Source organism: Caulobacter sp. 17J80-11, from assembly GCF_014349105.1.
In the GTDB taxonomy this organism is placed as follows: Bacteria; Pseudomonadota; Alphaproteobacteria; order Caulobacterales; family Caulobacteraceae; genus 17J80-11.
This window is the reverse complement of sequence record NZ_JACSJI010000016.1, coordinates 72,067-97,935: the sequence shown is the minus strand read 5'-3', so window position 1 is coordinate 97,935 and position 25,869 is coordinate 72,067. Positions and strand designations below refer to the sequence as shown.

General features: G+C 69.7%; 27 protein-coding genes, 3 tRNA genes and 1 riboswitch. Of the genes, 7 read left to right on the top strand and 23 right to left on the bottom strand.

The genetic code is table 11. From position 1 onward, the window contains the following. Positions 1–304 precede the first annotated feature (304 nt). The 16 genes from H8B08_RS19635 to H8B08_RS15410 form a co-directional block, all read right to left on the bottom strand. Positions 305–664, bottom strand: a complete 360-nt coding sequence (locus H8B08_RS19635; protein ID WP_370545496.1) for a hypothetical protein — start codon at positions 662–664, stop codon at positions 305–307. A gap of 147 nt (positions 665–811) precedes the next feature. Then, positions 812–888, bottom strand: a tRNA-His gene (locus tag H8B08_RS15480). 67 nt (positions 889–955) lie between these two features. Further along, a complete protein-coding gene (locus H8B08_RS15475; RefSeq protein WP_370545494.1) occupies positions 956–1,732 on the bottom strand; it encodes a M48 family metallopeptidase in 777 nt (258 codons plus the stop codon). 179 nt (positions 1,733–1,911) lie between these two features. Continuing rightward, entirely contained in the window at positions 1,912–2,640 is a 729-nt protein-coding gene (locus tag H8B08_RS15470) for an energy transducer TonB (RefSeq protein WP_187451089.1), read from the bottom strand. Between the two features lie 14 nt (positions 2,641–2,654). After that, a complete protein-coding gene (locus H8B08_RS15465) occupies positions 2,655–3,089 on the bottom strand; it encodes a biopolymer transporter ExbD (protein ID WP_187451088.1) in 435 nt (144 codons plus the stop codon). Positions 3,090–3,094: 5 nt separating this feature from the next. Continuing rightward, the gene (locus H8B08_RS15460) at positions 3,095–3,994 is read right to left on the bottom strand and encodes a MotA/TolQ/ExbB proton channel family protein (protein ID WP_187451087.1); all 900 of its coding nucleotides are present in this window, start codon (positions 3,992–3,994) and stop codon (positions 3,095–3,097) included. Between the two features lie 479 nt (positions 3,995–4,473). Then, positions 4,474–4,549: transfer RNA gene (locus H8B08_RS15455), tRNA-Phe, on the bottom strand. 89 nt (positions 4,550–4,638) lie between these two features. Beyond that, positions 4,639–4,818 (bottom strand): DNA gyrase inhibitor YacG, encoded by a 180-nt coding sequence (locus tag H8B08_RS15450; protein WP_187451086.1) that lies wholly within the window; start codon positions 4,816–4,818, stop codon positions 4,639–4,641. Next, positions 4,815–5,846 (bottom strand): ribonuclease E/G, encoded by a 1,032-nt coding sequence (locus H8B08_RS19630; RefSeq protein ID WP_187451085.1) that lies wholly within the window; start codon positions 5,844–5,846, stop codon positions 4,815–4,817. Before H8B08_RS19630 ends, H8B08_RS15450 begins: the two co-directional genes overlap by 4 nt. Beyond that, positions 5,843–6,436 (bottom strand): Maf family nucleotide pyrophosphatase, encoded by a 594-nt coding sequence (locus H8B08_RS15440; RefSeq protein ID WP_187451084.1) that lies wholly within the window; start codon positions 6,434–6,436, stop codon positions 5,843–5,845. The genes H8B08_RS19630 and H8B08_RS15440 overlap by 4 nt, the downstream gene beginning before the upstream one ends. 47 nt (positions 6,437–6,483) lie before the next feature. Next, positions 6,484–6,702, bottom strand: a complete 219-nt coding sequence (infA, locus tag H8B08_RS15435) for a translation initiation factor IF-1 (RefSeq protein ID WP_187451083.1) — start codon at positions 6,700–6,702, stop codon at positions 6,484–6,486. Positions 6,703–6,856: 154 nt separating this feature from the next. Then, the gene (locus H8B08_RS15430; RefSeq protein WP_187451082.1) at positions 6,857–7,321 is read right to left on the bottom strand and encodes a UPF0262 family protein; all 465 of its coding nucleotides are present in this window, start codon (positions 7,319–7,321) and stop codon (positions 6,857–6,859) included. Positions 7,322–7,329: 8 nt separating this feature from the next. After that, positions 7,330–7,785 (bottom strand): DUF2948 family protein, encoded by a 456-nt coding sequence (locus H8B08_RS15425; protein WP_187451081.1) that lies wholly within the window; start codon positions 7,783–7,785, stop codon positions 7,330–7,332. A 2-nt stretch (positions 7,786–7,787) separates the two neighbouring features. Next, on the bottom strand, positions 7,788–9,074 hold the full coding sequence (gene murA, locus H8B08_RS15420; protein WP_187451080.1) for a UDP-N-acetylglucosamine 1-carboxyvinyltransferase: 1,287 nt from the start codon (positions 9,072–9,074) through the stop codon (positions 7,788–7,790). A gap of 86 nt (positions 9,075–9,160) precedes the next feature. After that, positions 9,161–9,322 carry a hypothetical protein gene (locus H8B08_RS15415; protein ID WP_187451079.1) on the bottom strand — a complete coding sequence of 54 codons (162 nt, stop codon included), beginning with the start codon at positions 9,320–9,322 and terminating at the stop codon, positions 9,161–9,163. A gap of 4 nt (positions 9,323–9,326) precedes the next feature. Continuing rightward, positions 9,327–9,761, bottom strand: a complete 435-nt coding sequence (locus H8B08_RS15410; RefSeq protein WP_187451078.1) for a hypothetical protein — start codon at positions 9,759–9,761, stop codon at positions 9,327–9,329. Between the two features lie 72 nt (positions 9,762–9,833). Between H8B08_RS15410 and H8B08_RS15405 the strand changes: the two genes are divergently transcribed. Further along, positions 9,834–9,908: transfer RNA gene (locus H8B08_RS15405), tRNA-Thr, on the top strand. Positions 9,909–10,039: 131 nt separating this feature from the next. Then, entirely contained in the window at positions 10,040–10,861 is an 822-nt protein-coding gene (locus H8B08_RS15400; RefSeq protein WP_187451077.1) for a UDP-2,3-diacylglucosamine diphosphatase, read from the top strand. A gap of 13 nt (positions 10,862–10,874) precedes the next feature. Here the strand turns inward: H8B08_RS15400 and H8B08_RS15395 are convergent, their stop codons facing one another. The 5 genes from H8B08_RS15395 to H8B08_RS15375 form a co-directional block, all read right to left on the bottom strand. Continuing rightward, positions 10,875–11,672, bottom strand: coding sequence for a MetQ/NlpA family ABC transporter substrate-binding protein (locus H8B08_RS15395; protein ID WP_187451076.1), 798 nt, complete (start codon positions 11,670–11,672; stop codon positions 10,875–10,877). A gap of 23 nt (positions 11,673–11,695) precedes the next feature. Further along, positions 11,696–12,361, bottom strand: coding sequence for a methionine ABC transporter permease (locus H8B08_RS15390; protein WP_187451075.1), 666 nt, complete (start codon positions 12,359–12,361; stop codon positions 11,696–11,698). After that, positions 12,358–13,356: a methionine ABC transporter ATP-binding protein gene (locus tag H8B08_RS15385; protein ID WP_187451097.1), complete on the bottom strand. Its 999-nt coding sequence runs from the start codon at positions 13,354–13,356 to the stop codon at positions 12,358–12,360. Before H8B08_RS15385 ends, H8B08_RS15390 begins: the two co-directional genes overlap by 4 nt. 126 nt (positions 13,357–13,482) lie before the next feature. Further along, positions 13,483–13,590, bottom strand: a riboswitch (SAM riboswitch). A 113-nt stretch (positions 13,591–13,703) separates the two neighbouring features. After that, positions 13,704–16,475, bottom strand: a complete 2,772-nt coding sequence (locus H8B08_RS15380) for a pitrilysin family protein (protein ID WP_187451074.1) — start codon at positions 16,473–16,475, stop codon at positions 13,704–13,706. Between the two features lie 100 nt (positions 16,476–16,575). Then, positions 16,576–16,779 carry a hypothetical protein gene (locus H8B08_RS15375; protein WP_187451098.1) on the bottom strand — a complete coding sequence of 68 codons (204 nt, stop codon included), beginning with the start codon at positions 16,777–16,779 and terminating at the stop codon, positions 16,576–16,578. A gap of 166 nt (positions 16,780–16,945) precedes the next feature. Between H8B08_RS15375 and H8B08_RS15370 the strand changes: the two genes are divergently transcribed. The 5 genes from H8B08_RS15370 (at position 16,946) to H8B08_RS15350 (ending at position 22,439) form a co-directional block, all read left to right on the top strand. Next, positions 16,946–18,793, top strand: a complete 1,848-nt coding sequence (locus H8B08_RS15370) for a methylmalonyl-CoA mutase subunit beta (protein WP_370545493.1) — start codon at positions 16,946–16,948, stop codon at positions 18,791–18,793. Continuing rightward, the gene (locus tag H8B08_RS15365; protein WP_187451073.1) at positions 18,783–19,229 is read left to right on the top strand and encodes a hypothetical protein; all 447 of its coding nucleotides are present in this window, start codon (positions 18,783–18,785) and stop codon (positions 19,227–19,229) included. The genes H8B08_RS15370 and H8B08_RS15365 overlap by 11 nt, the downstream gene beginning before the upstream one ends. Further along, positions 19,213–21,378: a methylmalonyl-CoA mutase gene (gene scpA, locus H8B08_RS15360; RefSeq protein ID WP_187451072.1), complete on the top strand. Its 2,166-nt coding sequence runs from the start codon at positions 19,213–19,215 to the stop codon at positions 21,376–21,378. Before H8B08_RS15365 ends, scpA begins: the two co-directional genes overlap by 17 nt. Then, positions 21,378–21,896, top strand: a complete 519-nt coding sequence (locus H8B08_RS15355) for an NADAR family protein (RefSeq protein ID WP_187451071.1) — start codon at positions 21,378–21,380, stop codon at positions 21,894–21,896. Before scpA ends, H8B08_RS15355 begins: the two co-directional genes overlap by 1 nt. A gap of 72 nt (positions 21,897–21,968) precedes the next feature. Further along, positions 21,969–22,439, top strand: coding sequence for a cytochrome c (locus H8B08_RS15350; protein WP_187451070.1), 471 nt, complete (start codon positions 21,969–21,971; stop codon positions 22,437–22,439). Between the two features lie 2 nt (positions 22,440–22,441). Here H8B08_RS15350 and H8B08_RS15345 read toward each other — a convergent pair whose 3' ends face one another. Next, positions 22,442–22,870 carry a DUF488 family protein gene (locus H8B08_RS15345; protein WP_187451069.1) on the bottom strand — a complete coding sequence of 143 codons (429 nt, stop codon included), beginning with the start codon at positions 22,868–22,870 and terminating at the stop codon, positions 22,442–22,444. A gap of 73 nt (positions 22,871–22,943) precedes the next feature. Then, positions 22,944–25,820 carry a TonB-dependent receptor domain-containing protein gene (locus H8B08_RS15340; protein WP_255500867.1) on the bottom strand — a complete coding sequence of 959 codons (2,877 nt, stop codon included), beginning with the start codon at positions 25,818–25,820 and terminating at the stop codon, positions 22,944–22,946. Between the last annotated feature and the right edge of the window lie 49 nt (positions 25,821–25,869).

The following is a 25,869-nucleotide window of genomic DNA, read 5'->3' as shown; positions in this document are numbered from 1 at the left end:
CCCGGTCGTAGACCTGCATCATGTACAGGGTCGGGGCCAGGTAGAGGATGTTGACCAGGGCGCTGAACCCGAAGGCGGAGGCCAGGTGCCGCCGCACCGCCCGCAGCGCCGCCTTCAACGGCTCAGGGACGGGCTTGTCGACGATGTCCAATTTACGACCCATGGAGCCCCCGCCCCGCACCGACGCGCTCCGCTTCCGGCTCAACCGGCGCGGGCGATTAAAATACGCCACTCGTCAGTAGCGGCTTACGGCCAAGCCCGCAAACGGTTGCGGAGCCCTCGCGAGCGTAGGCGTCGTTCTCCCTCACGAGGCGCTCGCCGCCCGTCGACCGTGAGGACGGCGGCCCCGTGCCCCCACCCAAGGCTCGGATCGATGGAAGTGCCTCTGGAGCGACAGGCGCTGGCAAGGCTCGACTGTAATTAGAACGGCCGCCCGTGTGCAGCTCCTCGGACCAACCCCGAGGGCGATCCACGCGCCGGGTCTGCACCGCGGCGGGGTGGTTCGAGCGTACAGGCGCTCGACCACGGTCTTAACAGCCTGGTCGGACGCCCTACGGGGACGCTCCTCCGCCCTGCCGCAACCAAGCCTCAAGCTCCAGAAAATCAGCAGGCGCCAGTACGGGAAATGAAGTGCGCGGAGACGCTCGCTCCGCGGAATGAACATGGCCGACGACGCCTCGGCGAAGATCGCGCAGCTACGCGAACACCACGCGAACGGCGTGGTGAAAACGAAGTGGAAAATCGGTGTAGAACGCCGAACCAGAACGAATAGGGAGCGCTCTGAAAGCGCAATCCGTTCAAAGGCTTGCGATGGTACCGCCTCCCCGGCTCGAACGGGGGACCTCTAGATCCACAATCTAGCGCTCTAACCAACTGAGCTAAGGCGGCACGCTTTCGCGAGGGGGGCGTAATAGCCTCCCCTCTTCGGCGGATCAAGCCAGCTTGAGGCGAAAGATCAGGACCAGCCGCGGCTCTTTATGTAGGCCTCGAGTTCGGCGATGCGCTGCGTGTCCGAGGGGTGGGTCGACATGAAGCTCGGCTGCGAGCCGCCGGTGCGCTGGGCGGCCATGTTGCGCCAGAGCGCGATCGCCTCGCTGGGCCGGTAGCCGGCCGCGTGCATGTAGTCGACGCCCAGCCGGTCGGCCTCCAGCTCGTGCTTGCGCGAGAACGGCAGCAGGACGCCCAGCTGCGCACCGACCCCGCCGTAGGCGCCGATGGCTTGACCCAGGTCGCCCTGCCCCGCGACGCCCTGGGCGACGCCGAGGCCGATCTGGGTCGCGGCGGTCTGCGAATAGCGCTCCGCCGCGTGGTTGGCGACGTTGTGGCCGATCTCATGGCCGATCACGGCGGCCAGCTGGTCGTCGTTCTTCACGACCTTGAACAGGCCGGTGTTGACCCCGACCTTGCCGCCCGGAAGCGCGAAGGCGTTCGGGGTCGGGTCTTCGAACACCACGTAGGTCCAGGTCTGATTGCCTAGCCCTGCGGCCTGCACCAGCCGCGAACTGACGCGCTGGACCCGCGCGTTCAGCTCGGGATCCTTGGAGACCTTTTCCTTGCGCAGCGTCTCCTGCCAAGCCTGGTCGGCGGCCTGGGCCAGGGCGGCGTTATCGACCAGCAGGAACTGGTTGCGGCCCAGCGCCTCGTTGTAGGCGCAGCCGGCGGTGGCGGCGGTCGCGGCCAGGGCCGCGGCGAGAAGGGCCGGTCTGATCAGGGCGCGCGAGCGCATACGCATTCCTCCGGAAACAGAACCGGCGCGGGGCCGGCGTTCGTGCCTAACGCCGCACTGTGACGATAGATGCGACGAGACAAGCGCGAAGCTCAAGTCCCCCCGCCGCCCCAGCCGCCCCGCACAAACAAAAACCGCCCCAGACGGAGGTCCGGGGCGGTTCTCGTTCTGTAGGCTCGTGGGCCTTAGCCGCCGAGGGTCCAGCGCAGGGTGATGTTCACCGTAGCGCCTTCCATCGGTTGGCCGTCGACCATCTGCGGCCGCATGCGGAACTTCGAGGAAGCCCGAATGGTGGCCTGGCCGAAGCCGGAGCCTTCCGGCTCTTCCGACACGACCGAGCAGTTGCTGACCGTGCCGTTGGCGTTGACCACGCAGCGGATCGTCGCCTTGCCCTCGATCTCCTGCTCCTGAGCACGCTGCGGGTAGAAGCGCAGCATGTCGTCGTTGTCCGGCTTACGAAGCCAATCCGGACGGGAGACCTGGCGGACCTTCGGCGCCGGCGGAGCCGGCGGCGGCGGCGGTCCGGGAACCACTTGCGGCGGCCCTTCGTATTCGACCCGATCCTCTTTCTTGGTCGGCTCGATCGGCAGGGTCACCGGCGGCGGCGGCGCGTTCGTCACCGGCACCGGCTCGCGCACCTGCAGCTTGGGCGGGGGCGGCTGATCCGGCGGCGGCGGCGGCGGCGGCGGCGGCGGCGGCGGGGGGATCGGGTTGACCAGATCCACCTTCACCGCCTCGTCCTCGTACTTGTACTCCTGAAGTTTGAACTTCGCGTAGTACAGGTAGGCGAACAGGCCGATGTGGAAGACCACCGAGACGACGATGCCGATCATGGCGCCGGTCGAAAGACCCTTCTTCTTCTTAGAAGGGCCCCAGTCCAGCAGCGGATCGCGGCGGTGAGTTTCTTCAGTCATTCGTCACCGCCCCCTTACGTACTCGTGTCCTGGCCGATGAGCGCGACGCTGTAGAACCCATTGTCCTGCAGCGTGTTCATCACCTCCATGAAGGCCCCGTAACGGGTCTTCTTGTCGGCGCGAATGAAGATGCGCTCGTTGGCCGGATCGCGGCGGCCGACTTGGGCCGTCAGGTTGGAACCGAGCTCGTCGATCCCGACCAGACGGTCACCGATGTAGACGTCGCCCGACTCCTGGATCGAAATGAAGATCGGCGTCGGCGGGTTCGGCGATGGCGGGGCCACCGCAGGCGGCAGATCGACCGGAACCGACACGGTGGCGAGCGGAGCCGCCACCATGAAGATAATCAGCAGGACCAGCATGACGTCCACGAAGGGCGTGACGTTGATCTCGGCATTTTGATCGGCCGCAAACTTCCCGCCGCTCGGGCCTGAAAGCTTGGCTCCCATCTAGATCAGGCCCCTTTGTCGAGCTGACGCGAGATGGCGTTCATCAGTTCCGCGACAAAGCCTTCCGAACGGGTGCCGTAGGAGGCGATCCGGGTCTGGAAGAAGTTGTAGAAGATAACCGCCGGGATAGCGGCGAACAGACCAATGCCGGTGGCGAGCAGCGCTTCGGCGATACCCGGGGCCACGACGGCCAGGTTGGTCGTGTTCGTGTTCGCGATGCCGATGAACGAGTTCATGATGCCGTAGACGGTGCCGAACAGGCCGATGAACGGGCCCGACGAACCGACCGAGGCCAGGAACTGCTGGCCGCCCGAGAGGCGCTTGGCCAGACCGGCTTGAACCGCGGCCACGGCCTGCGAGGCGCGGGCGACGGTCGAGTCGCGGTGGTCGCCGCCGACGGCCAGACCGGCCTGACGCGACAGTTCGACTTCTTCCGAAGCGGCGGCGGCCATGTCGGCCAGCGGGTTGCCGTCGAACTCTTCCGAGGTCGAGATGCGACGCATGTCGGCGACCGAGCGGGCGCCGCGGAAGGCTTCCAGGAAGCGGTCGGTGACGCGGTTCAGGCTGCTGAACTCGAAGATCTTGATGATCAGCAGGGTCCAGGTGAACACCGAGGCCAGCAGCAGGCCGATCATGACGACCTTCACGACCGGGGTGGCGCTCAGGAACATCTGAGCGACGGTCAGCTTGCCGGCGCCTTCCATTTCCAGCGGGGCGGCTTCAGCGGCCGGAGCGGCGGCCGGAGCGGCGGCGTCGCCAGCCGGAGCGGCGGCCGGAGCGGCGGCCGCTTCAGCGGCCGGAGCGGCCGTAGCGGCGGTGTCCTGCGCGAAGGCGGGGGCGGCGGTCAGGAGCGCAGCAGCGCCGACCATCGCGAGGAGAATGTTGGTCTTTTTCGTTTCGAGCATCGTTCGCCAGTTCCTGGTTGGTCTGACACGTTGGACCAAGGGTCGTCGCGCGGAAGCGTCTCCACCCTGAATAAATACGCTCGCCGCCTCCGCCGTTCCCTCGGAACAGCCTAGGCGACGCACGCTTTCGCTACGCCGACCCGGGGCTTCTGGCCGTCTTTCGACGGTCTCGGCCTCTTAGGCGCTGGGCGGCCCGCCCCGCCGGTGGCGATACGGACCCCCGCTTTTCTTGAAGAAGCGGTCACTCGCTCCTTTGTCGGACCCATAACAGAGCGTCAAGGGCCGAGGGCGGCATTTCCCCTTCGCGGGGAAACATAGGCGCCAAGTGTTATCGAATTACACCATGGCCTTGCGAGGGCATTGCGAGGAAATCGTCAAATCGTCGCAGGGGGCGTCCAGACCCCTGACTGTGCCGAAACGGCCGTCGTCCAGATCTGGCGACGAAGCTCTTTGCGAGGTTTCGGGACGTCTCGGGGGAATGGTGCCTGGGGCCGGAATCGAACCAGCGACACGCGGATTTTCAATCCGCTGCTCTACCAACTGAGCTACCCAGGCGCTCAAGGTCCCGCGAGGGAGCGAGGTCTATAGGCGAGCCGTTCGCGCCTGTCCAGCGGGGTTTTGAAGGAAACTTAGCCGCAGGTTTTTCAGGCCTCTGGAGGCGTTTCGTCATCCTCGCGGTCAGGCCCCTCGACGGCCGGCACGGCGTAGGATCCGGCGAACCAGCGCTGCAGGTCGACGTCGGCGCAGCGCTTGGAGCAGAACGGCCGGTAGCGGGCCTCTTCGGCCGCCTTGCGGCAGATCGGGCAGGTCTTCTTCGTGGTCATCGGGGGCGTATATCGGCCCGCGCCCGGTCCCGTCCAACCTCCGCCGCGACGGAAAATCGCGGCCCGAGCCGGGCGGCCAGGGGGCGCAGGCGCTCGGCCACGTCGGGCGGGCACACCGCCTCCAGCAGGACGCCGGGCTGCGCCGCGCCCTCGGCCTCGAACCGCCGCGCCAGACGGCAGGCGACGGTGAGGGCCGAAAGCCGGCCGTCGGGGTCGCAGAGCCGCTCGATCGTGGGCGTGCGCCGGTGCGGCTTGGCCAGCATCAGCACGCCCAGCCGATTCGGCGTCAGCACCGCCACGCCGGGTCCGTCGGGCGCGAAGGCGGCCTGGGCGGCCTCGGTCAGCACGGCGCGCGGCTCGGGAAAGCCCAGCAGGTCGATCGCCACCGTCCCGCCCAGCGACTTTAGGCGCAGCAGGCGCGCCGCCTGGCGCACGGCGGCCAGGTTGGCCTTCAGCCCCTTGCGGCCGGGCTCGGCCCCGCCGGCGGCGCGGTCGACGTCGACGGCCACGAGGGCGCGGGTGGGCTCGATGGTGACGGCGACGCCGTCCTTCAGGAGGCAGGTCGATTCGAGCGCGGCCTCCTCGGCCAGGTCGCACGCCTCGCGCGCGGCCTCGCCGGTCGTCACGGCGGCGTCCGGGGCGAAGGCGCGCAGCTGCTCGGCTACCGACGGCGCCGACTCGACCGGCCCCACGGCGTGACCGGCGGCGTCGGCCACGAACTCCACGACCGGCCCCTTGTCGGCGCGCGCCTCGGCGACGACCTCGACGCGCACGGCCGCGCCCTCCGCCAGGCCCGCGGCGGGGCCGGCGAGCTTCAGCACCGCCGGCGGGCCGACGCCGAGCTCGACGAAGGCCGAGCCGGCCCCGCGGGCGAGCGCGGTCACCCGTCCCACGAATCGTGCGCCGAGCTCGGCGCGCGGCTCGTCCGGCCGGTCGATCAGGAGGATTTCGGGCAGGCCGTCGAGCGTCACCAGGCCGCGGGTCTCGCCGGCCGAGACGTCGAGATAGAGGCGCCGGACCCCGGTCACGGCCGCCAGCCGAGGCCCTGCAGCAGGCACTGGGTCTCGTAAAGCGGCAGGCCCACCACGCCCGAATAGCTGCCGACCAGCTGGATGACGAAGCCGCCGGCTATGCCCTGCACGGCGTAGCCGCCCGCCTTGCCGCGCCACTCGCCTGAGGCGAGGTAGGCGGCCGTCTCCTGGTCGGTCAGGCGCTTGAAGGTGACTCGGGTCTCGGCCAGGCGAGAGGCTTCGCGGCCGTCGGGGCCGATCACCGCCACGGCGGTGCCGACCTTGTGGTTACGGCCCGACAGCAGGGCCAGGCAGGCGCGGGCCTCGGCCTCGGTTTCGGCCTTGGGCAGGACGCGCAGGCCCACGCTGACGACGGTGTCGGCGGCCAGGACGAAGCAGCCCGGCGCCGCGGCGGCGGCGGCCCTCGCCTTCTCGCGCGCCAGCCGCAGGGCCAGCAGGCGCGGCGTCTCCTTCTTCAGCGGCGTTTCGTCGAGGTCGGCCGGGGCGACCCGGTCGGGTTCGATCCCCACCTGGCGCAGCAGTTCGAGCCGGCGCGGGCTGGCGCTGGCGAGCACGAGCGGCGCGGAAGGCGAACCGGCTGGGGACATGGGCGACCTCGCGAACAGGCGCCGCGCGACGGCGCCGGCGCGAAAGCTTACTTGAAGCGGTAGGTGATGCGGCCCTTGGTCAGGTCGTAGGGCGTCATCTCGACCAGGACCTTGTCGCCGGCCAGCACGCGAATGCGGTGCTTGCGCATCTTGCCGGCGGCGTGGGCGATGATTTCGTGGGCGTTCTCGAGAGTCACGCGGAAGGTGGCGTTGGGCAGCAACTCGGAAATCGTGCCCGGAAACTCAAGCAGCTCTTCTTTCGGCATAAGGCCTCACGACTAATCGCAAAGCAGGCGCGCCGCGCCTCCCCTCTGCGTGCCGTCTAGCAGCCTTTTTTGTTTGGGGAAACTAGAGCGCGCGTTCCGCAAAAGCGGGTTCCGGTTTTGCGCTCAGAACGCGCTCAAGCTCTAAAGTCGGAGCTCAGCCGCGGCGCTGCAGGGCGCAGATCAGGGTGAACAGGCGCCGCGCCGTCTCGTGGTCCAGCTCGACCTTGCCGGCCAGCCGCTCGCGCAGGATGGCCGAGCCTTCGTTGTGCAGGCCGCGCCGGCCCATGTCGACGGCCTCGATCTGGGCCGGCGTCGCGTGGCGCACCGCCTCGTGGTAGCTCTCGCAGATCAGGAAGTAGTCCTTCATCACCCCCTTCAAGGGGGTGACGGACAGCAGGTGGCGCTTCTTGAAGTCCGGGCCCTCGATGTCGAGGACCAGGCGGTTCTCCTCGAAGGCCAGCTTCAGGTCGTAGGGGCCGCCTTCCGCGCCCTCGGGGCGGAAGCTGTTCTGCTCGATCAGGTCGAAGATGGCGACCTGGCGTTCGTGCTCGACGGCCGAGGACGCCGGCGCCACGGAGGCGGGGTCGAGCTCGACGCGGCGCAGGCGATGCTCCCCCATGATCGGCCTCAGGCGCTCAGGTCGTCGGCGTGGCGCGGCGTGCGCCGGGTCGGCCAGGGCTGGGACAGGTCGGCCAGGACCACGTCCAGGCACTCCACCTCGACGCGCAGGTCGGCGCCGCCGGCGAAGGCCAGGGTGACCACGCCGCCCGGCGGATCGCCCGGCGCGAAGTCGATGGCCAGAAGCTCGACCACCGCGCCCTTGGCGTCGCGGTTCATGCCCCGCGCCTTGACCGACTGGACGTCGCCCAGCTGCAGTCCGGCGCGCACCCGCTGGCAGGCGTCCGGTCCCTCCCGCTCCCAGCGGAAGCGGTTGAACTCCAGGGTCAGGCGGCGCGCCTTCCGCTCCCAGCGGATGTCGCCGACCTTGGCGACGGCGTCCTGCAGCGCCGCGGAGATGATGCGCAGGTCGTCGGCGTCCTCGGCCAGCAGCCGCAGGGGCGCGCCCGATTCCGCTTGGACCATGCTCACTCCTCCTCGGGGGCGCCTTTGATACGCCGGATCTGCGCGCCGCAGGCGCCGAGCTTTTCTTCCAAACGCTCGAACCCGCGATCCAGATGATAGACCCGATTCACCACCGTCTCGCCCTCGGCGACGAGGCCGGCGATCACCAGGCTGACCGAGGCCCGCAGGTCGGTGGCCATCACCTGGGCCCCGCGCAGGGTCGGCACGCCCTTCACCCGCGCCTCGCCGCCGTGGACGGTGATGTCCGCGCCCAGGCGCATCAGCTCCGGGGCGTGCATGAAGCGGTTCTCGAAGATGGTCTCGCGGATGACGCTCTCGCCCTCGGCGGTGGTCATCAGGGCCATGAACTGGGCCTGCAGGTCGGTGGCGAAGCCGGGATAGACCTCGGTGGTCACGTCCACCGCCTTCAGCCGCTTCACCGAGCGCTTGACGATCATGCCGTCGTCCGTCGGCGTCACCTCGGCCCCGGCCTCGACCAGCTTGTCCAGCAACGCCTGGACGAAGTCGGTGCGGGTCTTGGTCAGGCGCACCTCGCCGCCGGCCATGGCGGCGGCGACCGCGAAGGTGCCGGTCTCGATGCGGTCGGGAATCACCGACCAGGTCGCGCCGTTCAGGCGGGAGACGCCGGTGATGCGGATGGTGTCCGTGCCCGCGCCCGACACCTTGGCGCCCATGGCGTTCAGGCAGTCGGCCAGGTCGCCGATCTCCGGCTCGCGGGCGGCGTTCTTGATGACCGTCTCGCCCTGGGCCAGCACGGCGGCCAGCATGGCGTGCTCGGTCGCGCCGACCGAGACGATCGGGAAGTCGATGACCGCGCCCTTCAGGCCGCGCGGGGCCTGGGCGTAGACGTAGCCCTCGTGCAGGTCGATGCGCGCGCCCAGCGCCTCCAGCGCCTTCAGGTGCAGGTCGACCGGACGGGCGCCGATGGTGCAGCCGCCCGGCAGGCTGATCTTGGCGTGGCCGGTGCGGGCCAGCAGCGGCCCCAGCACGTTGAACGAGGCCCGCATCTGGCGGACCAGGTCGTAGGAGGCGAAGGCGCTGACGATCTCGGGCGCGTGCAGCACGGTCTCGGCGCCGTCCGCCCCGTCCTGCTCGACAACCTCGGTGCCCAGACGCTGCAGGAGCCGGCCCAGGAAGCGGGTGTCGGCCAGGCGCGGCATGTTGGTCAGGCGCAGCGGCTGGTCGGTGAGCAGGGCGGCGGCCATCAGCTTGAGCGCCGAGTTCTTGGCGCCGCTGATCGGGATCGACCCCTCCAGCCGGGCGCCGCCTTCGATGGCGATACGGTCCATGCGGATCCTTGGGCAGGCCCGGAGGAATCCGGGCCGCAAAAAATGAAGCGCGCTATCTAGCGCGGCGCCGCGTCGGCGCGAAGGGGTCAGGCGTCGCCGTCTTTCGTAGAACGCTCCGCGGGCGGGGCCGGCGGCTTGCGACGGCGCAGGTTGGCGCGCAGGGCTTGCGCGAGCTTTGCCTGTCGCTCGTCGCGGGCCTGCGCCTTGCCGGGCGTCAGCGCGCCGCTCTGTTTCTGCTCGTCGCTCATCCGCTCACGGGTCCACGAACCGCTGGTCCCAGCTCCTATGCGGCGCGCCGTTGCGCAAGTCGACGCCGAAATCGACCGCCGCCTTGAGGGTGAGCAGCCAGCTGACCCAGCCGGCGTGCCGGTCGCGCCAGTCCAGCAGCTCGCGCCCGTGGTCGCGCAGCTCCAGCACGCAGCCGGGATCGGCCGCGTCGAGCTCCAGCTCCACCTCCGCGCCGAAATAGCGCAGCACCAGCCTGGTCGGCGCACGCCGTTCCAGCACCTCCACCCTCGCCTCTCGCCCGTCGGCGAAGGTGAGGACGAAACCGTCGGCGGTCGCAGCCGAACGCGCGGCCCAGAACCGTTGGCGGCCCTCGTCGGTGTCCAGCAAGGCGAACACGCGCTCGGGCGGGCTGGCCAGCGCCACCCTCCAGACGATCGGAATTTCGGCCGCGATCTTCACAGGTGCATTTTATCGAAATTCCCGCTTGGCGCCCGCACAGGGCGCCGCTATATCCCCGGCTCCTCAGACGGGGCCGCCGTAGCTCAGTGGTAGAGCGCATCCTTGGTAAGGCTGAGGTCGGCAGTTCAATCCTGCCCGGCGGCACCATCTGAGATTTCCCGACAAGCTGAAGAAGTACGCGCCTAGCGCGGCCAGCCTGTCGCCCTTCGCCATCATCAAACCGTCATCGGCCGTCCGTACCGACAAGGCTCGCCAGCGCCGTTTCGGGGGATTCGCTGATGATCGCCGACATGCCGGTCCGACACTTCCGGACGGTCTTTCTCTCCGACATCCATCTGGGCACGCGCGGCTGTCAGGCCGACATGCTGCTCGACTTCATCCGGCACATGGAGTGCGAGACGCTCTATCTGGTCGGCGACATCGTCGACGGCTGGAAGATGAAGGGCGGCTGGTACTGGCCGCAGAGCCACAACGACGTGGTGCAGAAGATCCTGCGCCTGGCCCGCAAGGGCGCCCGGGTGATCTACGTCCCCGGCAACCACGACGACCGGGTGCGCGACTTCTGCGGGACCCACTTCGGCGGGGTGACGGTCGAGCGCGACGCGATCCACCAGACCGCCGACGGCCGCAGGTTTCTGGTCGTGCACGGCGACGAGTTCGACGGCGTGGTGCAGCACGCCAAGTGGCTGGCCTTCGCCGGCGACTGGGCCTACCGCACCATCCTGGCCATGAACACCTGGCTGAACCGAGCCCGCGCGCGGCTGGGCCTCGGCTACTGGAGCCTGTCGGCCTACCTGAAGGTCAAGGTGAAGAACGCCCTGCAGTTCATCGAGAACTTCGAGGAGGCGGTGGCCGCCGAGGCCCGCCGGCGCGGCGTCGACGGGGTGATCTGCGGCCACATCCACAAGGCCGAGATGCGCGACATCGGCGGGATCGCCTACGTCAACGACGGCGACTGGGTGGAAAGCTGCACCGCGCTGGTCGAGCACCCGGACGGCCGGCTGGAGATCCTGGACTGGGCCAGGCTGCGCGGCCGAGTGCACGCCAGGCGGACCAGCCGCGCGCCGCTCACGGCCGAGCCGGAGCCGGCGGCGGCTTAGGGCCTGGGCGGGATCAGAACGCCGGCAGCACCGCGCCCTGGTACTTGCCCTCGATGAAGGTCTTCACCTCGGGGCTGCGCAGGGCCGCGGCCAGCTTCTGGATCTTCGGGTCGTTCACGCGGTCGGCTCGGGCGACCAGGAAGTTCACGTAGGGGCTGTCGGCGCTCTCGATGGCCAAGGCGTCCTTACTCGGGTTCAGGCCGGCGTCCAGGGCGTAATTGGTGTTGATCAGCGCCAGGTCGACCTGGTCGAGCACCCGCGGCAGGGTCGCGGCCTCCAGCTCGCGGAACTTCACCTGCTTGGGATTCGACGCGATGTCCTTCAGCGTCGACAGCGGATTGGTCGGATCCTTCAGCTGGATCAGGCCGGCCTTGTGCAGCAGCAGAAGCGCGCGGCCGCCGTTGCTGGGCTCGTTGGGGATGGCCACGAGCGCGCCCTTGGGCAGATCGGCGATCGCCTTGTAGCGGCGCGAATAGGCCCCGAACGGCTCGACGTGCACGCCGGCCACGGTGACCAGGCGCGTGCCGCGTTCCTTGTTGAACTCGTCGAGGTAGGGCTTGGTCTGGAAGTAGTTGGCGTCGGCCTGGCCCTGGTCGACCAGCAGGTTCGGCTGGACGTAGTCGTTGAAGACGCGGACCTGCAGGTTCACGCCCTCGGCAGCCAGCTTCGGCTTCACGATCTCCAGGATCTCGGCGTGCGGCACGGCGGTGGCGGCCACCACCAGGGTGTCGCCGGCCGGCTTCTCAGCCCGGCCGCAGGCGGCCAGGAGGACGGCGGCGGCGGCCAGCGCGAACAGGCGTTTGCTCAACATGGGAGGCTCCGGAGGCAGGCGGCTCAGCGCCGACTGAAGTGCGCGACCAGCCGGTCGCCGACGGTTTGAAGGATCTGGACCAGCACCAGCAGCAGGGCGACGGTGACCACCATCACGTCGGTCTGGAAGCGCTGATAGCCGAAACGGACGGCCAGGTCGCCCAGGCCGCCGGCCCCGACCACGCCGGCCATGGCGGTGTAGGAGACCAGCGCCACCGCGGTGACGGTGACGCCGGCCAGGATGCCCGGGGTGGCCTCGGGCAGAAGCGTGCCGAACACCAGCTGGCGCGGAGTGGCGCCCATGGCCTGGGTCGCCTCGATCACCCCGCGGTCGACTTCGCGGAGCGCCGTCTCGACCAGGCGGGCGAAGAACGGCGCGGCGCCCACCACCAGCGGCGGAATGGCCCCGGCCACGCCCAGCGAGGTGCCGACCAGCAGCAAGGTCACCGGGATCATCACGATCAGCAGGATGATGAAGGGCACCGAGCGCAGCAGGTTGACCACCAGGGCCAGGGCCGCGTGCGCCGCCCGGTTGGCCAGCAGCTGTCCCCTGCCCGTCAGGAACAGCAGCACGCCCAGCGGCAGGCCGAACAGCACAGTGAGCGCCAACGACGCGCCCAGCATGGTCAGGGTGTCGCCGCAGGCGCGCGCGATCTCAGGCCAGTCCACATTCACGAAGAACGCGCTCATCGCACCGCCTCCACCTGCACGTCGGCGGCCCGGAAGCGCGCCAGCGCTCCGTCCACGTCGCCGCCCTCCAGCGACAGGGTCAGCTGGCCGTAGGGCGTGTCCTTGATGCGCGCCACTCGGCCCGAGAGGATCGAGAAATCGACGCCGGTCTCGCGCGCCACCTGGCCCAGCAGCGGCCGGTAGGCGGCCTCGCCGCGATAGGTCAGGCGCACGATCCGCCCCGAGGCGGCCGACAGGTCGGCGGCCTCGTCCTCCAGGTGCTCGGCCTCGGAGACCAGGGCGCGGGTGGTCGGGTGCTGCGGGGCCAGGAAGACGTCGGCGACCGGCCCGGTCTCGGCCAGCCGGCCGGCGTCGAGCACGGCGACCCTGTCGCAGACCTGGCGGACCACCTCCATCTCGTGGGTGATCAGCACGACGGTCAGGCCCAATTCGCGGTTGAGACCGGCGACCAGCTGCAGGATCTCGCGGGTGGTCTCCGGATCCAGCGCGCTGGTGGCCTCGTCGCAGAGCAGGATGTCGGGGCGGGTGGCGAGCGCCCGGGCGATGCCCACCCGCTGCTTCTGGCCGCCGGACAGCTGGGCCGGGTATTTGCGGGCGTGGTCTGAAAGGCCGACCCGGGCCAATAGCTCGGCCACGCGGCTACCGACCTCACGGCGCGAAAGCTTGCCTTCGAGCTTCAGCGGATAAGCGACGTTGTCGGCCACCGTCTTGGACGACAGCAGGCCGAAGTGCTGGAAGATCATGCCGATGCGACGGCGCAGGGTCCGCAGGCCGGCCGCGTCAAGCGCGCCGACGTCCTCTCCGCCGACCAGGACGCGGCCCCCGGTCGGCCGCTCCAGCCGGTTGATCAGGCGCACCAGGGTCGACTTGCCCGCCCCCGAGCGGCCGATGACGCCGAATACTTCGCCACGGCGCACGCTCAGGCTGACGCCGTCCAGGGCCGCGACCTCGCCGGCGCGCCCGGCGAACGCCTTGCGCACGTCTTCAAACGCGATCGCGTCGGGCGGGGATTTCAAACTGGCTTCGGTCACGGTGCTCGAGCTCTCCACGCACGCTCGCTCGCGAAAGCTCGTGCGGAGGCGAATAGACCCGTGAAGGACGCAAGCGGACCTGCGTCGCCTCACTCATCTGTCGCGGACGATCCGTCCCCGCAGGAGTTGGCACCTTGCGCCGTCGCGCAGGTTGCCCCGACGTCAAAGGGCCTGTCCCTCGGTCGGTCTCGATGAGCGGGGCTGATTTGAGCGGCGCAGGCGCCGTCGTCAAGCCAGGGCCCAAAAAGAAAGGGCGCGGCGGATCGCTCCGCCGCGCCCTCCCCGGCCCCAAAGGACCGGATTGCTTCAGGTCACTTCACCGGATTGCCGTCGGCGTCGATCACGCGGATTTCGCCAAGGTTCAGCTCGCGCAGGCCGGCCTCGATCTTGGCGCGGTCGCCGACCACAACCCAGGTCAGGTTGTCGTTGCGGACGATCTGGGCGGCGCGGCCCATGTCGTTGACCGTCGTCGCCTTGATGCGGGCGGCGTAGGTGTCGAACCAGTCGTCGGCCAGGCCGTACATGACCATTTCGCTGATCGCGCCGCCGACGCCGTTGCTGGTCTCCCACTGGCCCGGCATGGCGAGCGTCAGGTTGCTCTGGGCCATGGCCAGCTCGTCAGCGGTGACGATCCGGTCCTTGGTCACGTCGCGCAGCTCCTTGCGCATCTCGACGAGCGACTCCTTGGTCTTGTCGGTCTGCACCGGCGCGTAGGCGATGAACAGACGCGGGCCCTTGGCGTCGCGCACGAAGCTGCCGGCGCCGTAGGACCAGTGCTTGTCCTCGCGCAGGTTCATGTTCAGGCGCGAGGTGAAGGCGCCGCCGAGGACCGTGTTCATGGTCTCGATCGCGACTTCGTCAGGGTTGGCCTTGGGCGGCGCGACCACCGTGGCGGTGAGCACCGACTGCAGGGCGCCCGGCTTGTCGATCAGGTAGACGACCGGCTTGGCCGGCACGGCCGGCTGGCCGATGTTCTTCTGCGGCGCGGCGCCCTGCTTCCAGGCCCCGAACTCGGCCTCCAGCTTGGGCATGATCTCGGCCAGGCTGGTGTCGCCGACCACCACCAGGGTGGCGTTGTTCGGGTGCAGCCAGGCCTTGTGGAAGCCGACCATGTCGTCACGGCTCAGAGCCGCGACCGAGCTCTCCATGCCCGAACCGCTCCACGGCACCGAATAGGCGTGGCCCTGGCCGTAGGCGATCACCGGCAGCACCCGCAGGGCCGCGTTGAACGGCTGTTGCTTCTCGCGCTGGATCGAGGCGATCTGCAGCTTCTTCAGGCGGTCGAAGTCGGCCTGCGGGAAGGACGGGTTGAGGATGACGTCGGCGTAGAGGTCGAGCGACTTGTCGAGGTTCGCCTTCAGCGTCGAAAGCGACACCGTCGAATAGTCGAGGTTCGACCCGGTCCCCAGCGAGGCGCCCAGCAGGGCCAGCTCCTTGCTGATGGCCAGCGAGTCGCGGCTGGTGGTGCCTTCGTCCAGCATGTTCATGGCCAGCGAGGCGGTGCCCGGCTTGCCGCCCTGGTCGGCCGCGTAGCCGGCGTCGAACATCATGTTGAAGCGCACCAGCGGCACGTCATGGCGCGGCGCCACGACCACCTTCATGCCGTTCGACAGGGTTCCGCGCTCGAGCTGGGCGAACTTGGGCGCCTGCATCTCGCCCGGCTTGGGCATGGACTTGCGGTCCGCGCCGGTCGAAGCGGCCTGGTAGTTCGGGAAGGGCAGCACCTCGAGGGTGTAGCTGCCGTCCGACAGCCAGGCCTTGCCGGCCTTCTGCAGGTCGGCCGGCGTGGCCGACTGCACCCGCGCCATGCTCTCCTTCCAGGCGTCCGGCGAGCCCCGGTAGACCTGGCTCTGGGCCAGGATGTCGGACTTGCCGCCGAAGCCGCCGATCCGCTCCAGGCCGTTCACGAAGCCCGAGGTGTAGAGGGTGCGGACCTTCTGCACTTCTTCTGCGGTCGGGCCCGACGTCAGCAGGCGCGCCATCTCTTCGTCGAAGGCCTTCTCCACCGCCTTCAGGTCGTCGCCCGGACGGGCCGTCAGCTCGACCACGAACTGGCTGCCGATCTCGCGGCCGTCGATGTAGGCGCTGACGTTGGTGGCGATCTGCTCGTCGTAGACCATGCGCTTGTAGAGGCGCGAGGTCTTGTCCGAGACCAGGATGTCGGTCAGCAGGTTCAGGTAGTCGTAGTCGGCCGAGCCGATCTGCGGGACGTTCCAGACCTTGTACAGGCGCGCCTGGGCCACGCGGTCGGCGACCACCGCCCGCTGCTCGCCCGAGCGCTTGTTCACCCACGCCTTGGGGTGTGCGACCGGCGGGCCCGACGGGATGTCGCCGAAGTACTTCTCGACCTTGGCCTTGGCCTGCTCCGGGGTGATGTCGCCGGCCAGCACGATCACGGCGTTGGACGGGCCGTAGTAGGTCTTGAACCAGTCCTTCACGTCCTCGAGCTTGGCGGCGTCGAGGTCGGCCATCGAGCCGATGACGGTGTGGCCGTACGGGTGGTCGTCCGGATAGGTCGCCTTGGTGACCAGCTCCTCGGCCACGGCGTAGGGCTCGTTCTCGCCCTGGCGCTTCTCGTTCTGGACGACGCCGCGCTGCTCGTCGAGCTTGGCCCGGTCGATCGCGCCGACCAGGTGGCCCATGCGGTCCGACTCCATCCACAGCGTCATGTCGAGCGCGGCGGTCGGGACGTTCTGGAAGTAGTTGGTGCGGTCGTTGTTGGTGGTGCCGTTCAGGTCGGTGGCGCCCACCGCCTCCAGCTTCTTGAACCAGTCGTCGTTGAAGTTCTCGCTGCCGTTGAACATCAGGTGTTCGAACAGGTGCGCGAAGCCGCTGCGGCCGAACGGCTCGTCTTTCGAGCCCACGTGGTACCAGACGTTGACCGCCACGATCGGGGCCTTGTGGTCCTCATGCACGATCAGCGTCAGGCCGTTCGAGAGGACGTACTTGGTGTAGGCGATGTCCGGGACCGGAGCCTGGGCGGCGGCCGGGGCCGGCTTCGGCTTGGCGAGGGCCGGCGCGGCGACCATCGGCGACAGCGCCAGGGCGGCGGCGAAACTCAACACGGTGCGACTGGGCGTCATAACTTCCCCCGAGATTCTCTAATTCGCCCGCACTTGGGCGACCCTGGGTCGATCAAACCACAGGTCGGGGAAGCTTGACCTTACGGTTTCGTAATGAAGCTCAACCCTTTCGGCCGCCCGCCATGCCCGCCGCGCCGAGCGCCGTGCCGATGGCCACACCCAGGGCGACTCCCATCGCCACGTTGTGGAAGGCCGCGCCGAGCGCCGCCCCTAACGCCACGCCGATCCCGATCCAGGCGCCGAAGGAGCCGTTCGACCGCGGCTTCTCAGGCTTTTCCGGCGTCTCGGGAGCATCGGTCGACATGGCGTTCCTCCCATTCCCCTGTGGCCGAGCGTATCACGCCCGCGCCGAGCCTGCGGAGTTCGCATTCGGCGACCGGACTGTCGCCAACTGAGACGAGGCGGCGCTTGACGGGGCGCGGCGCCCGCCCCATCACCGGCGCGACCGTTTCAGACCGGAGGTTCGCCGCGTGCGCAATCCCGCGACCCCGCTCGCTCAAGAGTTCTCCCCGCCCACCCGCGAACAGTGGATGGCCCTGGTCGACAAGACCCTCAAGGGCGCGCCGTTCGACAAGCGTCTGGTCGCCAGGACCTACGACGGCCTGACCGTCCAGCCGCTCTACACCGCCGAGGACGGCGCCCCGGCCCTGGCCGCGCGCCCGCGCCCGCACGCCGACCCGGCCCGTCCGTGGGACCTGCGCACCGTCGTCGATCACGCCGATCCGGCGCGGGCCAACGCCGACCTTCTCAAGGACCTGCAGAACGGCGCGGCCTCCGTGCTGGTGCGCATCGACCCGACCGGCGTCGACGGCGTGGCGGTCGGCGGCCAGGACGAGCTGGCCCGCGTTCTGTCGGGCGTGCTGCTCGACCTCGCGCCGGTGGCGCTGGACGCCGGCCTGCTCGGCCCGCAGGCGGCCAACGCGCTGGCCGTGCTGGCCAAGGGCGCGCCGGAAGCGCCGCTGGCCTTCCACCTGGACCCGCTGTCGGCCTTCGCCGAGGCGGGCGCCACCGCCGGGCCGATCGAATCGCACGTCGTCTCTGCCGCCCAGACCGCCGCGCGCCACGCCCCGGCCTATCCGAAGGCCAGCCTGTTCCTGGCCTCGGGTCGGGTGGCGCACGAGGCCGGCGGCTCGGAAGTGCAGGAGCTGGGCTTCATGGCCGCCGCGGCGCTCGCCTACGCCAAGGCCATGACCCGCGCGGGCCTGTCCATGCAGGCCGCGTTCGAGCGCATGGTGCTGGGACTGTCAGCCGACGCCGAGTACTTCACCACCGTCGCCAAGCTGCGCGCGGCGCGCGCCATCTGGGCCCGCCTGACCGCCGCCTGCGAGGTCGAGGCGACCGCCCGCATCGAGGCCCGCTCGTCGCGGCGCATGCTGTCCAAGCTGGACCCGTGGGTGAACCTGCTGCGCCTGACCGCGGCCGGCTTCGGCGCGGGCGTCGGCGGCGCCGACGCGGCGGTGCTGGAGCCCTTCACCCGGCCGCTGGGCCGCGCCACCGAGTTCGCCCGTCGCCAGGCCCGCAACACCCAGCTGGTGCTGATGGAAGAGGCCGCGCTGGGCCGCGTGGCCGACCCGGCCGGCGGCGCCTGGTTCCTGGAGCGCCTGACCGACGACCTGGCCCGCGCCGGCTGGGCGGTCTTCCAGGCGATCGAGCGCCAGGGCGGCGTTGTCGCGGCGCTGGAGAACGGCTTCGTCGCCGAGGAGATCGCCAAGGTGCGCGCCGCGCGCGAAGCCGACGTGGCCAAGCGCAAGACCGGCCTGATCGGCACGTCGGAGTTCCCCAACCTGGGCGAGGCCTCCGTCGCCTCGGAAGAGGTCGACCCGGCCGCCTTCGCCAAGGCGGCGGACGTGCGCCTGCCGGGCCCCGACGGCCGCTGCCCGGCGCTCGCGCCCGTGCGCCTGTCCGAGCCGTTCGAGGCGCTTCGCGAGCGCGCCCTGCAGCTCGAACCCAAGCCGCAGGTGTTCATCGCCACGCTTGGCGGGGCTTCCGACTACACCGCGCGCCTCGGCTTCAGCCGCAACCTGTTCGCGGCCGGCGGGATCGCCGCCGTGGTCGGCGCGCCGGACGCCTATGACGCGGCCACAGCCCCCATCGCGGTGATCGCCTCCTCCGACGAGCGCTACGCCGCCGAGGCGGGCGCCGCCGCGGCCGAGCTGCAGCATCGCGGGGCCAAGCGCGTCTTCCTGGCCGGCCGGCCGGGCGACCTCGAAGCCGAGCTGAAATCGGCCGGCGTCGACGACTTCCTGTTCGCCGGCGGCGACATCACCGCGGTGCTGGACGCCGCCCTGAGCGCGCTGGAGCACGCCCGTGGAAACTAAGCCCTACGACGTCGACACCTGGCGCTTCCTGCTGAAGGCCTTCTCCGGCCGGGTGGCCAAGCCGGAGGACGTCGACAGCGACGCCGCCGTGTTCGCACTCGGCGACACCGAGAACGGTCGCGTCATCGACATGGAGCTGCCGCAGCCCGTGATCTGGTGGAACGACGACGAGGAAATCGGCGCCGTCGTGGTCCAGGCCGAGGCGCACGAGACCGACGACGGCGAGGTGCTGGAGGTGCTGGGCCTGGCCCTGCCCGACGGCGAGACCGCCGTGGCCTTCCTCGACGACGTGGACCTGGTGGACGACACCGACCCGGTCTGGCGCGGCCTGATCGACGAGGTCGTGGGCGAGGACGCCTACGACGACGAGGACGAAGATATCGACGACGAAGACAACGAGGTCTTCGACGAGGACGACGATGACCAAGTTTCCTGATTTCGCGTCCCTGGCCTTCGACGCCGTCCAGCCGCGCGCGCCCCAAACGGCCGCCGCCGGCGAAGACTGGCTGACGCCCGAGGGCATCCCGGTCGCGCCGATCTATGGCCCCGAGGACGCCGCGGGCCTGGACTTCACGGCCGGCTATCCGGGCCTGGCGCCGTTCGTGCGCGGGCCCTACCCGACCATGTACGCCACCAACCCGTGGACGGTGCGCCAGTACGCCGGCTTCTCCACGGCCGAGGACTCCAACGCCTTCTACCGCCGCAACCTGGCGGCGGGTCAGATGGGCCTGTCGGTGGCCTTCGACCTGGCCACCCACCGCGGCTACGACTCGGATCACCCGCGGGTGAAGGGCGACGTCGGCATGGCCGGCGTGGCCATCGACAGCATCTACGACATGCGCACCCTGTTCAGCGGCATCCCGCTCGATAAGATGAGCGTGTCGATGACCATGAACGGCGCGGTGCTGCCGATCATGGCGCTCTACATCGTCGCGGCCGAAGAACAGGGCGTGAAGCCCGAGCAGCTGTCGGGCACGATCCAGAACGACATCCTGAAGGAATTTATGGTGCGGAACACCTACGTGTATCCGCCCGCGCCTTCGATGCGGATCATTTCCGACATCTTTTCCTACACTTCGGCGCACATGCCGAAGTTCAACTCGATCTCGATCAGCGGCTATCACATGCAGGAGGCCGGCGCGACCGCCGACCTCGAGCTGGCCTACACCCTGGCCGACGGCGTGGAATACATCCGCGCCGGCGTGGCCGCGGGCCTGCCGGTCGACGCCTTCGCGCCGCGCCTGTCGTTCTTCTGGGCGATCGGCATGAACTACTTCATGGAAGTGGCGAAGATGCGGGCCGCGCGCCTGCTCTGGGCCAAGCTGCTGAAGCGCGAGTTCGAGCCGAAGGACGCCCGCTCGCTGTCCTTGCGCACCCACTGCCAGACGTCGGGCTGGAGCCTGGCGGCGCAGGACGTGTTCAACAACGTCTCGCGCACCTGCGTGGAGGCCATGGCGGCGGCCGGCGGCCAGACCCAGAGCCTGCACACCAACTCGCTGGACGAAGCGCTGGCCCTGCCGACCGACTTCTCGGCCCGGATCGCGCGCAACACCCAGCTGTTCCTGCAGACCGAGACGGGCCTGACCCGCGCGATCGACCCGTGGGGCGGCTCCTACTACGTCGAGCGCCTGACCCACGACCTGGCCGAACGCGCGCTGGCCCACATCGACGAGGTCGAGAAGCTGGGCGGCATGGCCAAGGCCATCGAGCAGGGCCTGCCGAAGCTGCGCATCGAAGAGGCCGCGGCCAAGACCCAGGCCCGCATCGACACCGGCCGCCAGACCGTGGTTGGCGTGAACAAGTATCGACCCGAAGTGGCTGACGACATTCCGGTTCTGAAGGTCGACAACTCCTCGGTGCTGAAGCAGCAGCTCGACAAGCTGGCCCGCCTGAAGGCCGAGCGCGACCCGGCCGCCGTCGAGGCCGCGCTGAACGCCCTGACCGAAGGCGCGCGGGGCGACGCCAACCTGCTGGCGCTCGCGGTCGAGGCCGCCCGCGCCAAGGCCACGGTCGGCGAGATCAGCGACGCGCTGGAGAGGGCGTTCGGCCGCCATCGGGCCGAGATCAAGGCGATCCAGGGGGTGTACTTGCGCGAAGCCGGATCCGACGCGACCACCGAGCGCGCCCGCGCCCTCGTCGACGCCTTCGCCGAAGCCGACGGCCGACGTCCCCGCATCCTGGTCGCCAAGATGGGCCAGGACGGCCACGACCGCGGCCAGAAGGTGATCGCCACCGCCTACGCCGACCTCGGCTTCGACGTCGACATCGGCCCGCTGTTCCAGACCCCGTCCGAGGCCGCCCGCCAGGCGGTGGAGAACGACGTGCACGTGGTGGGGGCCAGCTCGCTGGCCGCCGGCCACCTGACGCTGGTGCCCGAACTGAAGGCCGAGCTGGAGAAGCTGGGCCGGCCCGACATCATGATCGTGGTCGGCGGCGTCATCCCGCCCCAGGACTTCCAGGCCCTCTACGACGCCGGCGCCGCGGCCATCTACCCGCCGGGCACGGTGATCGCCGAGGCGGCCGTGGACCTGCTGACCAAGCTGAACCAGCAACTGGGTTACGCCCAGAAGGGCGAGGCGGCCTGATGTTTTCGGGGGCTCCCGTCGTTTCCGCGGCGGAGCTCCCGACACCCGCAGCGTTCTCGACCTTCCACCCCTTCATCAAAGGGGTGTTCAGCCAATGGCATGCCACGGCGTTCACGATTGACGGTCAGACGTTCGTCACGGCCGAACAGTGGATGATGTTCGCGAAGGCGGAGCTGTTCGGCGACGCCACGGCGGCCGAACGGATCCTGGCGACGGCGGATCCCGGCGAACAGAAGCGACTGGGCCAGACGGTGTCGGGCTTCGAGCACGCGCGCTGGGCCATTTGGAAAGTCGACGTCGTCTACCGCGGCAACCTCGCCAAGTTTGGTCAGAACGCGGGCGCGGGCCGCCAGCTTCTGGCGACAGGCGACACGATGCTGGTCGAAGCCAATCCCCGCGACTGGATTTGGGGCTGCGGCTGGGCGCTCGATGATCCGAGAGCCGTGGATCCCGCGGCTTGGCGAGGCGAAAACCTGCTCGGCCGCATCCTCACCAAGGTTCGCGCCGACCTCGCGTAGTGCGCGGCGTTTGCCTCGCCTACGCCCCCGGCATAGCCTGGCTGCAGGATCACGCCGTTCGGGGGAACGTCCATGTCGAACAAGTTTCTGGTGCTGGCCGCCGCCTGCGTGCTCGGGGCCACGGGTCTGGCCGCCGCGCAGGCCAGCGCGCCGATTTCGATGTCGGCGCAGGACGTCGTCGCCACCCGCCAGTCGGCGCTGGACCTGTCGGCCGCGGCCTTCAGCGGCATGAAGGGCGTCATCGACGCCGGCGGCGACGTGAAGGGCCAGGCGTTCGCGGCCAAGGGCCTGGCGCGCTGGGCCAAGCAGCTGCCGTCGATGTTCCCGGCGGGCACCGGCCCCGACGCCGGCGTGGCCACCAAGGCGAAGGCGGAGATCTGGACCGACCGGGCCGGCTTCGAGAAGGCCGCCGCCGACTACGCCGCCCAGACGCAGAAGCTGGCCGAACTGGCCGAGGCGAACGACAAGGCCGGCTTCGCCGCCCAGTGGGCGACTGTCCGTCAGTCCTGCGGGACCTGCCACGACGGCTATCGCGCCAAGTAGGCTCAAAGGTCGACGACTTCGTCCCCGCGCCCGGTGATCCGCTCGGCCACGATCGAGCGGTGACAGTTGGTGGCGTCCGCCTCGTAGCAGAGCAGCGCCGCCGGCCGCGCCTCGGCGATCTCGCGGGCGCGGGCCAGCTCCACCTGCGCGCCCGGCTCCTCCAGGTGCGCGTCGTAGATCTTGCGCATCTCCGCGACCCGCCCGGCCCGCACCGCCTCGCGCCCGGACTTGGGCGTGCCCAGCTGGCGCAGGTGGACGTAGTCGATGCCCGCCTCGGCCAGGCTCGAGGCCAGGATCGTCTTGGAGAACCCCGCCCGCCGCGAGGCCGCGACCGCGCGCACGTCGACCACCACCTTCACGCCGGCCGCGCGCAGCTTGTCCATCACGTGCGCCTGAGTGTCGTGCTCGTAGCCGATGGTGAAGACCTTCATGCCGGGACAACGCCTGAGGCAGAGAAAAAGGGCGGACGCTCACGCGCCCGCCCTCCTCGTCTAAGCCGCCAGATCAGCGGGCGTAGTTGAGCCGCAGGTAGAAGAACCGGCCCGGCGCGTCGTAGGCGTTCGGGTCGTAGTTGTTCAGGCCGCAGCTGACGCAGCCCGGCGGGTCCTTGTCGAACAGGTTGTTGACGCCGAAGGCCAGGCCGAACTGGTCGTCGAACATCTCCGGCCGCCAGCGGAACTGGGCGTCGAAGTAGGTTCGCGCGTCCAGCGTGTTGGCCGCCTGGCTCTCCTCCACCGCCGACAGGTAGCGCAGGCCCACGGTCGCGCCCCAGTCGGCCCGGTCCCAGTCCACCGTCAGGGTCGACTTGGTCTCCGGATAGGCCTGGTCGGGGCTGCCCCGCTCCGTGCCCTCGCGCTTGATCGCCGCCAGGCCGGCGCCGGTCGGCACCAGCTCGGTGAACTCGAGCAGGAAGGTGGTGTTGGAGCGCACGCTGAAGCGGCCGAAGTCGGTCTCAGGCCCGCGCCAGATCAGGTTCAGGTCGACCGTGCGGGTCTCGATGCCGCCGATGTTGATCAGCGGGTTGGAGACGCCGGCGACCGCGCCCGAGGCGGTGCGGGTGATGGTGGCGCAGGCCAGCGGGTCGTTGGTCTCGGCGCACAGGTTCAGCAGGCCCGCGGCGCTCTGGGCCTGGATGGCGTCGTCCAGCTGGATGTCGGAGTAGGCCACCTCGATCGAACCGCCGCTGGCCCAGCCGGACGACTTCAGGAACTCCGGCTCCCAAACGAAGCTGGCGTTCCAGCCCTCGCTGGTTTCCGGGACCAGGTCCGGGTTGCCGCTGGTGAACACCGGCAGTTGCGGATTCAGCTGCACGTAGCTGCCGTCGCCGGGCACGCCGTTGGCGATACAGTTGGCCTGGACCGCGGCGCTGGCCGGGGTGCCGCCGCCCAGCCCCAGCATGTCGGAGCACGGGTCGACCACTTCCTGGTCGAAGCGCGAGGCCGTGCCGTAGAGTTCGCCGATGGACGGGGCGCGGAAGCCCTGGCCCTTCGACAGGCGCACCAGCACGTTGTCGGTCGGCCGCCACAGGGCGCCCAGCTTGTAGGTCGAGTCAGACCCGGACGTGGAGTAGTCGAACCAGCGTCCGGCCACCGACAGCTCCAGCGACCGGAACATCGGCTGGTCGGCGATGACCGGGATCTGCAGTTCGCCGTAGACCTCGTTGACGCTGATCTCGCCGCTGGCCGGCTGGGCCGGGATGTCCGAGGACAGGCCCGCCGCGACGATGGCGTCGGGCTGGAAGTAGCCCTCGGTCTTGCGGTGCTCGGCCCCGACCGCGAAGGCCACGGCGCCGGCCGGCAGGTCGAACAGGTCGCCCGTCAGGTTGAAGCTGAAGTCCTGCAGCTTCTGCTCGGACGAGTCCTGCTGGGTGAAGCCGATGAAATCCAGCATGTCCGGGGTGATGCTGCCCTCGCCGCCGAAGATGTTCAGCGGCACGCAGGCGCCGGTGCACAGCGACGGGTCGCCCAGGGCTTCCTGCACCCGCTGGGCGTTGACGTTGCCGGTGAAGGTCTGCTCGGCGTGGTTGGTCGACACCACCGCGTTGGCGTCCCAGTACCAGGGCCGGCCGGCCACATCGAAGTCGCCGCTGAGGCTGGCGGTGACGTTCCAGGTGTTGACGTCCTGGGCGTAGTGGCGCGGCCCGCCCTCGACCAGACGGCGGCCGACGAAGGCGTAGGTGCCGGGCCCGAGGTCGAAGCCGAACGGGTTGTATGGGTTGTCGGCGTCGATGGTGACCGTGTCGAGCAGGTTGCCGTTGCCGGCGTCAGGTCCGACGAACAGCGGCAGCGGCGCGGCCTGGTTGGCCGACTTGCGGTTCACGTAGCTGGCCCGCACCCGCAGCTCGACCCGGTCGGTCAGGTCCTGGGTCACCTGGCCGAACAGGCTGACCCGCTCGGACGGCGTGACGATGTAGTTGTACGGCTGGAAGTTGAACCGATCGAGGGTGGCGAAGTCCTTGAAGTCGCTGCCCGGCCCGGTCGGATTCATCGGGTCGTAGAACGGCACGTTGCCAACGCCCATCGGCCCGCTGAGGGTCATGTCGAGGTCGTTGTTGGTGTTCGGGTCGTGGATGATGAAGCGACCCAGCGGCGTGCCGGAGCTGCAGCCGCCGCCCAGGCACGACGTCGCGTACGGGCTCGGGAACCGCGAGATGTCGCGGTCGGCGGCCATCACCGGATCCTGCTTGAAGTAGCCGCCGCCCAGCACGATGCGGGTGTTGTCCTGGGTCGCGCCCCACGACACGTCGTAGTTCTGGCTGAAGCCGTCGCCCTCGCCGTAGCCGCTGACCTGGGCCGAGGCCTGCAGGCCGTCCTGGCGGTTCTTGGTGATGATGTTGACCACGCCGGCGATGGCGTCCGACCCGTAGATCGGCGAGGCGCCCTCCTGCAGCACCTCCATGCGCTGGATCATCGAACTGGGAATGGTGTTCAGGTCGACCGCGCCCGGCACGCCCGAGGCCGAGGCCCCCGACACCCAGCGCAGGCCGTCGACCAGCACCAGCACCCGGCGCGAGCCAAGGTAGCGCAGGTCGATTTCGGCGGCGCCCGCGCCCACGCCGCCGCCGTCCGGCGGATTGCCGAAGTTGCCAGAGTTGTTGAACTTGGCGTTCAGGCCGCCGCCGGCGGACGGGATGCGCTGCAGCACGTCGGCGGTCGAGGTCAGGCCGGTCTTCTCGATAGTCTCGCGGTCGAGCTCGACGATCGCCTGGTCGCGCTCCAGCGGGCTGCGCCGGATGCGCGAGCCGGTGACGACGATCTCGTCTACGGCGGCGGCCTCCGGATCGTCGGAGGCTGGAGTGGTCTGGGCCTGGGCCGTCCCGGCGGCCCCGGTCAGCAACGCCAAAGCCGCAGTCGCGGCCAACAATTCCGTACGACGCTTCAACACACCCGCCCCCATTTCTGATTAGGGGCGCACGCTCTTGCGGAAAACC

What these genes read in the sequence shown, in the direction of transcription:
- H8B08_RS15400 (WP_187451077.1), top strand. Translation starts at nt 10,040, where the DNA reads ATGATCGCCGACATGCCGGTCCGACACTTCCGGACGGTCTTTCTCTCC.
- H8B08_RS15355 (WP_187451071.1), top strand. Translation starts at nt 21,378, where the DNA reads ATGTTTTCGGGGGCTCCCGTCGTTTCCGCGGCGGAGCTCCCGACACCC.
- H8B08_RS15460 (WP_187451087.1), bottom strand. Translation starts at nt 3,994, where the DNA reads ATGCTCGAAACGAAAAAGACCAACATTCTCCTCGCGATGGTCGGCGCT.
- H8B08_RS19635 (WP_370545496.1), bottom strand. Translation starts at nt 664, where the DNA reads ATGTTCATTCCGCGGAGCGAGCGTCTCCGCGCACTTCATTTCCCGTAC.
- scpA (WP_187451072.1), top strand. Translation starts at nt 19,213, where the DNA reads ATGACCAAGTTTCCTGATTTCGCGTCCCTGGCCTTCGACGCCGTCCAG.
- H8B08_RS15380 (WP_187451074.1), bottom strand. Translation starts at nt 16,475, where the DNA reads ATGACGCCCAGTCGCACCGTGTTGAGTTTCGCCGCCGCCCTGGCGCTG.
- H8B08_RS15350 (WP_187451070.1), top strand. Translation starts at nt 21,969, where the DNA reads ATGTCGAACAAGTTTCTGGTGCTGGCCGCCGCCTGCGTGCTCGGGGCC.
- H8B08_RS15375 (WP_187451098.1), bottom strand. Translation starts at nt 16,779, where the DNA reads ATGTCGACCGATGCTCCCGAGACGCCGGAAAAGCCTGAGAAGCCGCGG.
- H8B08_RS15390 (WP_187451075.1), bottom strand. Translation starts at nt 12,361, where the DNA reads ATGAGCGCGTTCTTCGTGAATGTGGACTGGCCTGAGATCGCGCGCGCC.
- H8B08_RS15470 (WP_187451089.1), bottom strand. Translation starts at nt 2,640, where the DNA reads ATGACTGAAGAAACTCACCGCCGCGATCCGCTGCTGGACTGGGGCCCT.
- H8B08_RS15465 (WP_187451088.1), bottom strand. Translation starts at nt 3,089, where the DNA reads ATGGGAGCCAAGCTTTCAGGCCCGAGCGGCGGGAAGTTTGCGGCCGAT.
- murA (WP_187451080.1), bottom strand. Translation starts at nt 9,074, where the DNA reads ATGGACCGTATCGCCATCGAAGGCGGCGCCCGGCTGGAGGGGTCGATC.
- H8B08_RS15430 (WP_187451082.1), bottom strand. Translation starts at nt 7,321, where the DNA reads ATGGGGGAGCATCGCCTGCGCCGCGTCGAGCTCGACCCCGCCTCCGTG.
- H8B08_RS15415 (WP_187451079.1), bottom strand. Translation starts at nt 9,322, where the DNA reads ATGAGCGACGAGCAGAAACAGAGCGGCGCGCTGACGCCCGGCAAGGCG.
- H8B08_RS15425 (WP_187451081.1), bottom strand. Translation starts at nt 7,785, where the DNA reads ATGGTCCAAGCGGAATCGGGCGCGCCCCTGCGGCTGCTGGCCGAGGAC.
- H8B08_RS15450 (WP_187451086.1), bottom strand. Translation starts at nt 4,818, where the DNA reads ATGACCACGAAGAAGACCTGCCCGATCTGCCGCAAGGCGGCCGAAGAG.
- infA (WP_187451083.1), bottom strand. Translation starts at nt 6,702, where the DNA reads ATGCCGAAAGAAGAGCTGCTTGAGTTTCCGGGCACGATTTCCGAGTTG.
- H8B08_RS15440 (WP_187451084.1), bottom strand. Translation starts at nt 6,436, where the DNA reads ATGTCCCCAGCCGGTTCGCCTTCCGCGCCGCTCGTGCTCGCCAGCGCC.
- H8B08_RS15475 (WP_370545494.1), bottom strand. Translation starts at nt 1,732, where the DNA reads ATGCGTATGCGCTCGCGCGCCCTGATCAGACCGGCCCTTCTCGCCGCG.
- H8B08_RS15395 (WP_187451076.1), bottom strand. Translation starts at nt 11,672, where the DNA reads ATGTTGAGCAAACGCCTGTTCGCGCTGGCCGCCGCCGCCGTCCTCCTG.
- H8B08_RS15345 (WP_187451069.1), bottom strand. Translation starts at nt 22,870, where the DNA reads ATGAAGGTCTTCACCATCGGCTACGAGCACGACACTCAGGCGCACGTG.